General features: G+C 43.1%; 11 protein-coding genes. 6 read left to right on the top strand and 5 right to left on the bottom strand.

The window, feature by feature from the left end:
* Positions 1 to 8: 8 nt before the first annotated feature.
* The 4 genes from groL to argE all read right to left on the bottom strand — a co-directional run bounded on the left by groL (position 9) and on the right by argE (position 4057).
* A complete protein-coding gene (gene groL / locus AC4E96_RS02890; RefSeq protein WP_488031794.1) occupies positions 9 to 1652 on the bottom strand; it encodes a chaperonin GroEL in 1644 nt (547 codons plus the stop codon).
* Between the two features lie 34 nt (positions 1653 to 1686).
* Positions 1687 to 1977, bottom strand: coding sequence for a co-chaperone GroES (locus tag AC4E96_RS02885; RefSeq protein WP_488031793.1), 291 nt, complete (start codon positions 1975 to 1977; stop codon positions 1687 to 1689).
* A gap of 219 nt (positions 1978 to 2196) precedes the next feature.
* Positions 2197 to 2430: a helix-turn-helix domain-containing protein gene (locus AC4E96_RS02880; RefSeq protein WP_488031792.1), complete on the bottom strand. Its 234-nt coding sequence runs from the start codon at positions 2428 to 2430 to the stop codon at positions 2197 to 2199.
* A gap of 364 nt (positions 2431 to 2794) precedes the next feature.
* Positions 2795 to 4057, bottom strand: a complete 1263-nt coding sequence (gene argE / locus AC4E96_RS02875; protein ID WP_490254855.1) for an acetylornithine deacetylase — start codon at positions 4055 to 4057, stop codon at positions 2795 to 2797.
* Positions 4058 to 4371: 314 nt separating this feature from the next.
* Here argE and AC4E96_RS02870 point away from each other — a divergent pair, with 314 nt between their 5' ends.
* The 6 genes from AC4E96_RS02870 to argA all read left to right on the top strand — a co-directional run bounded on the left by AC4E96_RS02870 (position 4372) and on the right by argA (position 11768).
* Positions 4372 to 5502, top strand: a complete 1131-nt coding sequence (locus AC4E96_RS02870) for an N-acetyl-gamma-glutamyl-phosphate reductase (protein WP_490254854.1) — start codon at positions 4372 to 4374, stop codon at positions 5500 to 5502.
* Entirely contained in the window at positions 5499 to 6296 is a 798-nt protein-coding gene (argB, locus tag AC4E96_RS02865; protein WP_490254853.1) for an acetylglutamate kinase, read from the top strand. Before AC4E96_RS02870 ends, argB begins: the two co-directional genes overlap by 4 nt.
* Positions 6297 to 6560: 264 nt before the next feature.
* Entirely contained in the window at positions 6561 to 7601 is a 1041-nt protein-coding gene (locus tag AC4E96_RS02860) for an ornithine carbamoyltransferase (RefSeq protein ID WP_490254859.1), read from the top strand.
* Between the two features lie 50 nt (positions 7602 to 7651).
* Positions 7652 to 8938 carry an argininosuccinate synthase gene (locus AC4E96_RS02855; RefSeq protein ID WP_490254852.1) on the top strand — a complete coding sequence of 429 codons (1287 nt, stop codon included), beginning with the start codon at positions 7652 to 7654 and terminating at the stop codon, positions 8936 to 8938.
* A complete protein-coding gene (argH, locus tag AC4E96_RS02850; RefSeq protein ID WP_490254851.1) occupies positions 8938 to 10422 on the top strand; it encodes an argininosuccinate lyase in 1485 nt (494 codons plus the stop codon). The genes AC4E96_RS02855 and argH overlap by 1 nt, the downstream gene beginning before the upstream one ends.
* On the top strand, positions 10422 to 11768 hold the full coding sequence (argA, locus tag AC4E96_RS02845; RefSeq protein WP_490254850.1) for an amino-acid N-acetyltransferase: 1347 nt from the start codon (positions 10422 to 10424) through the stop codon (positions 11766 to 11768). Before argH ends, argA begins: the two co-directional genes overlap by 1 nt.
* Here the strand turns inward: argA and AC4E96_RS02840 are convergent.
* A complete protein-coding gene (locus tag AC4E96_RS02840) occupies positions 11765 to 12319 on the bottom strand; it encodes an FxsA family protein (protein WP_490254849.1) in 555 nt (184 codons plus the stop codon). The two genes, argA and AC4E96_RS02840, sit on opposite strands and share 4 nt — an antisense overlap.
* Positions 12320 to 12455: the final 136 nt, after the last annotated feature.

Below are 12455 nucleotides of genomic sequence, written 5' to 3'. Positions count from 1 at the left end.
GGGGATGATTACATCATGCCGCCCATTCCACCCATGCCGCCCATATCAGGCATTGCAGGAGCTGCAGCTGCATCTTGTGGTACATCTGTTACCATTGCTTCAGTTGTAAGCATTAGACCAGCAACTGAGGCAGCAAACTGAAGTGCGCTACGCGTTACTTTAGTTGGGTCTAGGATACCTTCTTCAACTAAGTCAGCGTACGTGCTGTTTGCAGCGTTGTAACCAAAGTTACCTTCGCCTTCTTTAACTTTGTTAACAACCACTGATGACTCGTCACCAGAGTTGAATGCGATTTGACGAAGTGGTGCTTCCATTGCACGAAGAGCAATCTTGATACCGTGAGTTTGGTCTTCGTTGTCGCCTTTCAGCTCTGCAATTTTAGCAGCAACACGAACAAGCGCTGTACCACCACCGGCTACGATACCTTCTTGAACCGCTGCACGAGTTGCGTGTAGCGCGTCGTCAACACGGTCTTTTTTCTCTTTCATTTCAACTTCTGTTGCTGCGCCAACTTTGATTACCGCAACACCGCCAGATAGCTTAGCTAGACGCTCTTGAAGTTTTTCTTTGTCGTAGTCAGAGGTTGATTCTTCGATTTGTGCTTTGATTTGAGCAACTCGGCCGTCGATACCATCTTGTGCACCCGCACCGTCGATAACGGTTGTGTCATCTTTAGTGATAACAACACGCTTGGCAGTACCTAGGTCTTCAAGTTGAGCTTTTTCTAGCTCCATACCAATCTCTTCAGAGATTACAGTAGCGCCAGTCAGGATAGCGATGTCTTGTAACATTGCTTTACGACGGTCGCCAAAACCAGGTGCTTTAACCGCTGATACTTTAACAATACCGCGCATGTTGTTAACAACTAATGTTGCTAATGCTTCGCCTTCTAAGTCTTCAGCGATGATTAATAGTGGCTTACCAGATTTTGATACCGCTTCTAACGTCGGAAGTAATTCACGTATGTTAGAGATCTTTTTATCAACCAATAAAATGAATGGGTTGTCTAGTTCAACCGTGCCATTTTCTTGGTTAGTGATGAAGTAAGGAGATAAGTAACCGCGGTCAAACTGCATACCTTCAACAACGTCTAGTTCTGTTTCTAAAGACTGACCTTCTTCAACAGTGATAACGCCTTCTTGACCAACACGCTCCATCGCTTCTGCGATGATTTTACCGATTTCTGCGTCTGAGTTTGCAGAGATAGTACCTACTTGAGCGATCGCTTTTGAGTCTGCACAAGGAACAGATAACTCTTTTAATTCTTCGATTGCTGCTTTAACCGCTTTGTCGATACCGCGCTTAAGATCCATTGGATTCATTTCAGCGGCAACAGCTTTGATGCCTTCGTTGATAATAGCTTGGGCAAGAACGGTTGCAGTCGTAGTACCGTCACCTGCTTCGTCATTGGCTTTAGAAGCAACTTCTTTGACCATTTGTGCGCCCATGTTTTCAAACTTGTCTTCAAGTTCGATTTCTTTAGCAACTGATACACCATCTTTAGTGATCGCTGGGCCACCGAATGACTTGTCTAAAACTACGTTACGGCCTTTTGGACCTAACGTTACTTTTACTGCGTCTGCTAAAACATTAACACCCGCTAACATTTTTACACGAGCGTCGTTACCAAATTTTACGTCTTTTGCTGCCATGATGTTTGATTCCTATTGTTCGGTAAAAAAGAAATTATTCTACGATTGCTAAGATGTCTGCTTCAGACATGATGAGAACTTCTTCACCATCAATCTTTTCAGATTTAACGCCGTAACCGTCGCTAAAAATTACCGTGTCGCCAACTTTTACGTCTAGTGGACGCACGTCACCGTTTTCTAAAATACGACCATTACCAACGGCAATAACTTCACCGCGAGTTGACTTTTCTGCTGCAGAACCAGTCAGAACAATTCCACCAGCTGATTTAGTTTCTTGCTCGTTGCGTTTAACGATTAAACGGTCGTGTAGAGGACGAATGCTCATTGGTCATTTTCTCCGATATATGAGTGTTTATAATGAGTCACGCTGTTTGTTGAACGGCATGACAAACTAAAGTCTTTATGTGGCTGATATATAGGGGTGGATAGTGAGAATCCAAGAGGTAAGAAAGAAAAAAATTAAACTTTTTTAAGTAATACTAAGATAGTTGTTACGCTGATAAGGATAGTCGTTTTTCTAGAGCAGGCGTGAGAAAGCCTACGCTTACTTTTTAATGTACTCGTAGACTTCGCTGATGTCGTAACGGCCTAATGCCTCACAGATTTCAACGGTTTCGATGAAATCTAGTTTACGCTCACCGCGTTCGTATTTTGATACAAAGCTCTGAGGTCGCTTTAGCTTGTCGGCCAGCTCTTGTTGAGACAAACCAGACTCTTTGCGAATGTGTTTCAGATAGCTTCGAAAGCGTTGATGCTTTTCGTCCCAAACTTGGTTCATGCCTGAACATTAAACCCAACTTCGGTTTATCCCATTTTGGGATAAAGTGGTTGATTAGTTTGAGGTTTTAACCTAGTGTAGTTCCATCGCTTAGTTAAACATTGATATTCAAGGTTGAGCGATAAAATGGTCTATAGAAGGGCTCTTTCATAAATTGGAAGAGCCTTTTTTATTTGTTGAGCGATGACACGAAGAGTGGGCAGGATATTTAAGTATAGCGTTCGTTACTGACGTCACTGTTAATAAAAATAAGTACTGGGTGTTCATGTAACTTGTAATTGTTTTTATTTGTTGTTTTGTTTCTGTAATGGGTATTTTAATCCCGCAACAAATGATTAGAAATAAACATTGGTTATATAAAATTCTAAAAACAATATTGTTTAATAAACTGCCTTAACACTTTGAGGGTTGGTTTGATCTGAGCCTGTGCCAAAAACTCATCTGCTTGATGGGCTTGTTCTATAGAGCCTGGCCCAAGCACAATAGTCTGCCGACTGACACTTTGAATAAAAGGAGCTTCGGTACAATAATCGACAGCACAACACGTCATATTTGTAACAGACTCGGCAACGTCAAATGCACACTTAGAGTCATTCATGCTGAAGGTTGCATGCGTGTTAGCCTGATCATTAGAGTGTGGTGCAAAGCTTGGACAAGGCAAGTGCAATTCTTCGATATGTAACCGTCCGGGATACTGCTTGGCGATTGGCTCTAACTGTTTATTTAAAAGATAAATGAGATCTTTATCGGAGACGCCCGGAATAGCTCGTATATCGATATCTAAATAACACTCCCCACAAATTCGGTTGGCATTGTCGCCGCCGTGAATGGCACCAAAGTTTAGGGTTGGGTAGGGAACATCAAAATCACCGTCTTGAAACGACATGGCTAAATACTGTTTGAAAGACATGAGCCGATTTAACACATCCATCATAATCTCAATCGCATTGATTCCGTGGGCTGGATTGCTTGAATGGCCCGATTTACCCTTAATATTGATTCGATGTGACATATGGCCTTTATGTTTAAAGACGGGCGCCAACCCAGTGGGCTCTCCGATAATGGCGACATCAGCTTTGAGTAACTGTTGTTCAGCAAAATATCGAGCACCAGCCATCGTCGTTTCTTCATCAGCGGTCGCTAAAACGTAAAGCGGCTTTTTGAGTTTATTAATTTCACCACTTTCTTTTAGCTCCTTTAATGCCTCGACAATAAAAACAAAAAAGCTTTTCATGTCACAAGTACCTAAACCATAAAACCTGTTGTCTTTGCTTTGAAGCTTGAGCGGATCATGACTCCATCGTTTTTCATCAAAAGGAACAGTATCACTATGACCTGCCAGCAGCAGGCCACCTTCATGGTTGTCTTGTTTGGATTGATTATCTTTGTGTGAATTTTGCTTTTGCGGGATAAATCGTGCGAGTAAATTGAACTTGTCATTACTATTAGGCACTGGATAAATATCGACGCTCGCACCCAACGCCTCAAAATAATCCGCTAATACCGAAACGACTTTTAAATTACTTTCATCCCATTTCGATAGATTAGAGCTAATGGATGAGGTGCTGATCACCTGAGTTAATATCTGCTCAAAGGTGGGAAGTGTCCCTGTAATTACGTCCGTCATGTTCTATTCAACTTAATTAAAAATATTTATGTTAATTTATTGCATAATAATTCATGTGGTGTTAGTTTTCTACTATTGGTATCGTCAAATTCAAAATAAGTCATTGGCGGTTCGCTTTAACTAACAGATATAACAAGGAATCAAAGGTGGGTTTACCTACAAGCTCACGACGATAAGACTTTCATAAAGTTTAAAAGTTTCTGTGTCGTTCAGTTGTTCTTTTTTAAAGGCAACTTCGACCAAGATATTAAGGATGTATCTGCTTTCGTTGTGCAGATTGTTGTTGAATTTAAATTCACTTTTGGTGGTTTGTTATGAATGTGGCCGTAATTGGTGCAAGTGGTTATGTCGGAGCCGAATTGGTTGGCCTACTACTTGCGCACAAAAAAGTTTCGATTAAACATTTGGTGGTATCGGAAAATAGCACTTCTTCTATGCTATGTTTTTCAGAGCTTCACGCTCGCTGGCAGGGGATCTGTGATTTACCCCTGCAGCCTTTTTCCAAAAATTGGTTATCACAAAATTCTACAAAATTAGACGCGGTTTTCTTAGCCACACCGCATGAGTTTTCTGCCCAATGGGCACCTGTTTTTCTAGAGTTAGAGATTCATGTTTTTGATTTGTCGGGTGCATATCGTTTAGGCAATGCAGATTCGTATCCTACTTATTATGGTTTTGAACACCCATCTCCCGCACTGCTTTCTCAGGCTATTTATGGTCTGGCCGAATGGTTAACAGACAGTGATATTGAGAAATTGAGTTTTCAATCCCAATCAAAGGCAGTATCTCCGTCAAAGCCATGTATTAAGCCAACGTCAAGTGATGAAACCGTTAAAAAAACTTCAGATTCATTACTGGTGGCTTTACCTGGTTGTTATCCAACTGCAAGCTTACTCGCACTAAAACCATTAAAACAATCTCAACTTATCACAGAAGACTTGGTCGTGATCAACGGAATTAGTGGTGTCAGCGGTTCAGGACGCAGTGCTCAATTGGCCAATAGCTTCAATGAAGTCAGCTTACGTCCATACAATATTTTGCAGCATCGTCATCAGCCAGAAATCTCCCAAGCACTGAGTACGCCAGTGGTCTTCAATCCGCATCTAGCGCCTTATAAACGTGGCTTATTGGTGACAGTGACGGTCAAAGTACCAGAAGGCACGTCAGAAGCAGTAATCAACAAGGCCTTTCATGATGCGTATGACACTAAGGCTATGGTGCGAATAAAGAGTACATGGCCGCAAATTGATGATGTTGCACATACACCTTTTGCTGATATTCATTGGACATTTTGTCAAACCTCAAAGGTACTTGTCGTGGCGGTTGCTATCGACAACTTATTAAAAGGTGCGGCATCACAAGCTGTTCAATGTTTGAATATTTCACTTGGCTTACCTAGCTCTTACTCGCTCGTTCCAGAGTTAGCAGAGGAGGTGGCCGCATGACAAATGCTCTCGTTATCAAAATCGGAGGTGCGATATTAGAGCGCGATGGTGCGTTGCAGCGCTTCATGGAAATCGTCGCCCAACTGAAGGTCTCTGATCCACAAAAAGCAATTGTTGTTGTTCACGGCGGCGGTGTCATTGTCGATGCTATGTTGCAACAAGCAGGTTATGTCAGCGAAAAACGCAATGGCGCAAGAGTGACACCCTTTGAGCAGATGCCAACTATAAGCGGCGCATTATCTGGTTATGTGAACAAAGCTGTCGTTTCCATTGCGACTCAAGTTGGTTTGAATCCGGTTGGACTGTCACTCGTTGACGGTACTTTAGCAACATGCGAAATGAATCGAGAAGGACTTGGGGCAGTAGGGATACCTAAAGCAAACCAAAAACAGCTACTCGAAGTGTTATTACAAGCCGGCTTTTTACCAATTATCTCCTCAATAGGAATGGTAGAAACAGGTGAACTGGTTAACCTAAATGCTGATGACGCAGCCGTTGTCGTCAGTGAACTTCTAGACGCTGAGCTTTTATTATTGACAGACGTCGATGGCGTATTAGGCGCCGATGGTCAACTTTTATCATCCCTAACTCATCTCGATGCCCAACATCTCATCGCTTCTGGAGTCATTTCAGGTGGAATGACGGCCAAAATACAAGCTGCCTTCTATGCCGCAAACCAACTCCGACGAAGCATCGCGGTTGCCAGTTGGGAGTCTCCAGAACAAATCGTGAATTTGTTATCGGGACAAGCAATCGGCACCCGCATTATCCCCAATCAGGCTGGTTCAAACTAAACGCTTATTTTTATCAGCATATATAGCCAGAACTAAATCATCTAGCAAGTTAGTACTTGCATACAAAATTGAAGCCTAGAGGTCGATTGCCTCTATGTTTGCGTGCGCCTGTGTCTGAAAGTCGTCCTCCTTAAACACAGGTACTCGCTTAAAAATTAAAGAATTAAGGCAAACAATAAAATGAACACACAGCAAACAAACAACTTAACTGACTCGGCGTCAGCTTTGGGAGCTGAATTTCAAACATTGAAAAAGGTCCCATTTATGAAGCACTTTGTGGCTGATCATCAACTCACGAAAGCTCAAATTGAAGGGCTGATTACTCTCGCTAAAGACATTAAAAGTTCGACGCATCAATACAAACACGTACTAGCGGGTAAATCCGTGGCCATGATCTTTGAAAAGCCATCGCTTAGAACCTTGGTGAGTTTTGATATTGGGATCAACAAACTAGGCGGGCACGCGGTAAATATCGGTCAGAAAAATGGCAAATTAGGGGAGCGTGAACGGGTAAAAGACTACGCCAAAAATCTTTCTTGTTATGCCGACTTTATTGTGGCTCGTGTATATGAGCACGACTCTATTCTCGATTTAGCAGAATACGCGAACATTCCTATTATCAATGCGCTGTGTGATAAATATCATCCATGCCAAGCGTTGGCCGATTTTGTCACGTTATCTGAGTACTTCAGTGATTTGAGTCAACTCAAACTCGCTTATGTTGGCGACGCCAATAATGTCTCCAACTCTCTTATGACTCTTGCGGCCATCATGGGAATTCCGTTTACGCTTATTTGCCCAAAGGGCCATGGTCCAAGTTTAGAAATTATTGAGCAAACTCAATTTTTGTATGAACAATCACAGTTACAAGACAGCTCTGTCAGCTCATTGGATAAAGCCAGTATAAGCACCCAATCCCCTCAGCAGAACAATCCAGCTAAGCAGTACAAGCCTGCCACTTTGACCATTTCCCATGACATGGCGGATTTGGGCCAACAGGATGTAATTTATACCGACACTTGGATCTCTATGGGTGATAGCGCCGAAGTTAATGAACAGGAAAAAGCAGCCGTTCTAGAAAAATTTAGTCCTTACCAAGTCAATCATGAAATGCTGATTAAAGCAGGTGCGAATAAAGTCATGCATTGTCAGCCCGCGCACCTAGAACAAGAGATCAGCACAGCTTTGTTTGATGATCCGTCTCGTTCCATTGTTTTTCAACAAGCTGAAAATCGCATGTGGGCTCAGTGTGCCATTTTGACTTGTTTGTCAGGGGCGACGCCTTCTCAACTCAATTATTCATAACACTTGCCAGTCAAGTCATTCAGTAAATACCAAATAATTAGGAAATAAAGATGAACAAACAAAAAATAAACAAGGTCGTATTGGCTTACTCTGGTGGATTGGATACCTCAGCCATTATTCCATGGTTAAAAGAAAACTATGACAACTGTGAAGTCGTGGCGTTTTGTGCAGATGTAGGGCAAGGCGAAGATGAACTTGATGGAATTAAAGAAAAAGCGCTCGCTTCAGGGGCAAGTGAGTGTTATGTCGTCGATTTAAAAGAAGAAATGGTCAAAAACTATATTTTCCCAATTATCCAAACCGGCGCCGTTTATGAGGGACAGTATTTGTTAGGCACCTCGATGGCACGACCAATTATTGCCAAAGCGCAGGTAGATATAGCCAAGCAAGTTGGCGCAGATGCGTTGTGTCACGGTTGCACAGGTAAAGGTAACGACCAGGTCCGTTTTGAAGCCTGTTTTGCAGCACTCGCTCCAGAGCTTACTGTGATTGCGCCTTGGCGTGACTGGGACATGGTATCAAGAGAAGACTTATTAGACTATTTGGCCAAGCGCCAGATCCCATGTTCTGCATCATTGACCAAAATTTATAGTCGCGATGCCAATGCGTGGCATATTTCTCATGAAGGTGGTGAGCTAGAAGATCCTTGGTGTGAACCATCAAAGGAAGTGTGGACGATGACTGTCGCGCCTGAGGACGCACCCGATAAGCCACAAAAAGTATCATTAGAGTTTCATGAAGGTGAGCTAGTTGGTGTTGATGAACAGGCAATGTCTGCATACCAAGCGTTGGTTTATTTAAATGAAAAAGCCGGTGCGCACGGCGTCGGTCGTATTGATATTGTTGAAAACCGTTTAGTCGGAATGAAATCTAGAGGCTGTTACGAAACGCCAGGCGGAACGGTTTTAATGGCGGCTTACAAAGGACTTGAGTCACTTATCTTGGATAAAGAATCTCTGCGCTTTAGAGAGCATTTGGGGTTAGAGTTTTCTCATGTCATCTATGATGGTCGCTGGTTTACGCCATTAGCCAAAGCTCAGCTCGCCGCCGCGAATTCGTTAGCATCTAAAGTCACCGGTACCGTCGTGGTAAAGCTGTACAAAGGTGTGGCGAGTGTGATTCAACGTCAGTCCCCAAATAATCTGTATTCAGAAGAGTTTGCCACTTTTGGTCAAGATGATGTATACGACCAAAAACACGCAGAGGGCTTTATTCGTTTGTTTAGCTTATCCAGTCGCATAGAAGCATTACAAAAACAAAATTCATCAAGTTTGGCATTCACAGCGTCTGAAGGAAAAACGACGTCACCTAACTCAGCAAGTAACGGAGAAAGCTAATGGCACTATGGGGAGGACGGTTTAAACAAGGTTCTAACACTGACTTTAAAGCATTTAATGACTCGTTGAAGGTCGATTATCGACTGGCGACATTTGATATACAAGGGTCAATTGCGTGGGCAAGCACCTTGTGTGAAGTAGAGGTCTTAAGCCAAAACGAAAAGTCTGAGTTGATAAATGCCCTTGAGTCGTTGAATGAATCGGTACTCAAAAACCCTAGCCAAATTTTAGAGTCAGACGCAGAAGATATTCACAGCTGGGTAGAAGAGCGACTAATAGAACGTGTGGGGGATCTGGGTAAAAAGCTTCACACAGGACGGAGTCGAAACGACCAGGTGGCGACCGACCTTAAACTGTGGTGCAAATTTGCCATTGGTCAATTATCGTCGGCATCATTTGTGTGCCAGTCAGAACTAATAAGCTTAGCCGAACGAGAGTCAGATACAGTGATCCCCGGTTATACACATTTACAACGTGCCCAGCCTGTCTACTTTGCCCACTGGTGTTTGGCTTACGTTGAGATGCTGCAAAGAGACGTAACTCGATTAACGGATGCCAAAAAACGCCTGGATACGTCACCGCTAGGCTGTGGCGCATTAGCCGGCACGGCTTACCCAATTGACCGCGTAGGATTGGCGACGAGCTTAGGGTTTAGTTCGCCATCATTTAATAGCTTGGATGCTGTGTCCGATCGCGACCACGTCATTGAAATCTTATCAGCAGCGAGCATTAGTATGATGCATCTCTCGAGACTAGCTGAGGATTTAATTTTCTATAATTCGGGCGAAGCTGGCTTTATCGAAATGAGTGATGCAGTGACGTCGGGATCATCTCTTATGCCACAAAAAAAGAACCCAGATGCGTGCGAACTTATACGCGGTAAAACGGGCAGAGTGTTTGGCTCATTAACTGGAATGTTAACCGTGATGAAAGGCTTGTCGCTTGCTTACAACAAAGATATGCAAGAAGACAAGGAAGGTCTGTTTGACGCAGTTGATACTTGGCTGGCGTCACTCAATATGATGTCGTTAGTCATTGAAGGAGTGAAGGTGAACCGCAAGAGTGCTCAATTGGCGGCGCAGCAAGGTTATGCAAACTCAACTGAGCTTGCTGACTATTTGGTAAACAAAGGAGTGCCGTTTAGAGAGGCGCATCACTTGGTGGGAGAAGTCGTTGTTTTTGCCATTGAGCAAGGCCAAGCTCTCGAGGACTTACCATTAAAAACGTTACAAAAATTTCATCAAAAAATCACGGAAGACGTATATGAACATTTGTCTCTCGAAGCAACGCTGAACAAACGTATTGCGCTTGGGGGTACATCTAAAGCCCAAGTGTCTAAAGCACTTATCAATGTAAAAGAAAGGCTTAAAACTGGGATTACCACCGGCGCCAGTATCGAGACTAACACGGAGCAACAACAGCCGTTAGCCGCTCAATTAAATGCACAGCACGAGCCCTCATTCAAAACAAACGGGAACGAGTAATGACAAGCGCCAAAGACTATGTAACGTGGTTTCGAAACGCCGCGCCCTATATAAACAGTCACCGCGGTAAAACCATGGTGCTGATGTTTGGTGGCGAAGCCGTCGAGCATAAAAACTTTGTCAATATTGTGCATGACATCGCCCTTTTGAGAAGCTTGGGCATTAACTTAGTAATTGTTCATGGGGCGCGTCCACAAATTGCAAAGCGGATGGCACAACTCAGCGCTCAGTCTACTTTCGCACAACATCAAAAGCAGCACTTGCGGATCACTGACAAGTTAGCGTTGGAGGCCGTTAAAGATGCGAGTGGCAGTTTGCGTGTGCAAATAGAAGCCATGTTAACCATGGGGCTAGCCAACTCTCCAATGCACGGTTCGCAATTGCGAGTCAGCACTGGGAACGTGGTTATCGCTAAGCCTATTGGTGTCATCAATGGCGTTGACTTTCAACATACGGGACTGGTGCGCCGAGTTGATACCGACGCGATAAAAAAACAATTGGCATTGGGCGGTATCGTTTTGTTGTCACCGCTGGGTTATTCCACGACGGGAGAAGTATTTAATTTGGCATTAGAGGACGTTGCTGCAAAGGTTGCTATCTCCCTTGAAGCTGACAAGCTCATTGCTTTTAGCGATCGCGATGGGCTACTCGATGACTCTGGCGCTTTGATAAGAAGCTGTAACCGTGAGGAAGTAACCGACTTGCTAAAAAGATATGGCGGGCTCGAAACCGATCACGTTCATCAGCTTCAACTCAGAGCTATTATTGAATGCAGCCAAAACGGTGTGTCTCGTTGTCACTGTATTTCTTACAAAAAAGAAACGGCGTTACTTGAAGAGTTATTCACTCGCGAAGGTTCGGGCACCTTAGTCTCGGCCGATTGTGGTAACCAAGTAGAGATGGCGACGATTGATGATGTTGGCGGAATTATGGAGCTTATACGACCATTAGAGGAAGAGGGCGTGTTAGTACAACGCTCTCGTAAAAACCTAGAAATGGAAATTGATAAGTTTGTATTAGTCAAAAAAGAAAATACTATTGTTGCCTGTGCTGCTTTATATCCTTATTTAGACCAACATAACCCGGCCAAAAATAAAGGTGAGTTAGGTTGTGTTGTTATCCACCCTGAATATCGACGTGAAAAGCTTGGCGAAAAGTTATTATCGGTCGTCGAATCACTCGCAAAACAATACAAGCTAAAACAGATCTTTGCCCTGACAACGGTTAGTGAACATTGGTTTAAAGAACAAGGGTTTATCGAACAAGGAATTGAGGTTCTACCGCAACAAAAACAAGCACTTTACAACTTCCAACGGCGTTCTAAAGTGCTTGTGAAAACGATTTAGTTATCGTCTTTTCTAATGTACTCACCTTCGAGAACCTTAGGTGAGTCATTTTGATTTGAGTTGTCTGTTGGCCCTTCGTGATCGTAGGTATTACCTTGCTCGTTTGTGCGATCTTGACCAAACTCGTTGTGCTGAGAAAACCCCGGACCAAATCCACTGTTAAATGGGTTACCTGATTGTTGCTGGCCAAAACCTGCCGAGCGAACTTGAATCTTACTACCGACTTGACGATATACTGATTTTCTAAATGGTGGAGTAAGAAGTAACAATCCTAAAATGTCGGTCATAAAACCTGGGGTGATTAACAAAACACCAGACACCAAGATACAGACACCATCAAACATCGCTTGCGCAGGCAATGCGCCTTGGTTTAATTCTGTTTGGATTTTACTCCAAGTACTCACACCTTGTTGTTTAACAAGCTTTGTACCTATGATTGCGGTCGCAATGATGATTAAAAACGTATAACCACTACCTATAATGCTGCCGACCTCTAATAAGATCATTAACTCGATTAAGGGAATTACAATAAAAAAGAAAAATAAAGGCATAGTGTTCCTAAAATGATTTTACCGAGTATTAGTGCTACTCATTTCCTATAAGTATGGGACAATTTATCCGGTTTCAAGTAAGGCACAAAATTATCCAATGAGATAATATGTAAGTAATTGTTTTGCATTATCTCTT

It is taken from the genome of Psychrosphaera sp. (assembly GCF_982872775.1).
The sequence above is the reverse complement of the archived record's forward strand: the minus strand, read 5'-3'. Positions and strand labels throughout refer to the sequence as shown.

Bases quoted from the DNA above. Each gene is read 5' to 3' on its own strand.
- groL (WP_488031794.1), bottom strand. From the start codon at position 1,652: ATGGCAGCAAAAGACGTAAAATTTGGTAACGACGCTCGTGTAAAAATG.
- AC4E96_RS02885 (WP_488031793.1), bottom strand. From the start codon at position 1,977: ATGAGCATTCGTCCTCTACACGACCGTTTAATCGTTAAACGCAACGAG.
- AC4E96_RS02880 (WP_488031792.1), bottom strand. From the start codon at position 2,430: ATGAACCAAGTTTGGGACGAAAAGCATCAACGCTTTCGAAGCTATCTG.
- argE (WP_490254855.1), bottom strand. From the start codon at position 4,057: ATGACGGACGTAATTACAGGGACACTTCCCACCTTTGAGCAGATATTA.
- AC4E96_RS02870 (WP_490254854.1), top strand. From the start codon at position 4,372: ATGAATGTGGCCGTAATTGGTGCAAGTGGTTATGTCGGAGCCGAATTG.
- argB (WP_490254853.1), top strand. From the start codon at position 5,499: ATGACAAATGCTCTCGTTATCAAAATCGGAGGTGCGATATTAGAGCGC.
- AC4E96_RS02860 (WP_490254859.1), top strand. From the start codon at position 6,561: ATGAAGCACTTTGTGGCTGATCATCAACTCACGAAAGCTCAAATTGAA.
- AC4E96_RS02855 (WP_490254852.1), top strand. From the start codon at position 7,652: ATGAACAAACAAAAAATAAACAAGGTCGTATTGGCTTACTCTGGTGGA.
- argH (WP_490254851.1), top strand. From the start codon at position 8,938: ATGGCACTATGGGGAGGACGGTTTAAACAAGGTTCTAACACTGACTTT.
- argA (WP_490254850.1), top strand. From the start codon at position 10,422: ATGACAAGCGCCAAAGACTATGTAACGTGGTTTCGAAACGCCGCGCCC.
- AC4E96_RS02840 (WP_490254849.1), bottom strand. From the start codon at position 12,319: ATGCCTTTATTTTTCTTTTTTATTGTAATTCCCTTAATCGAGTTAATG.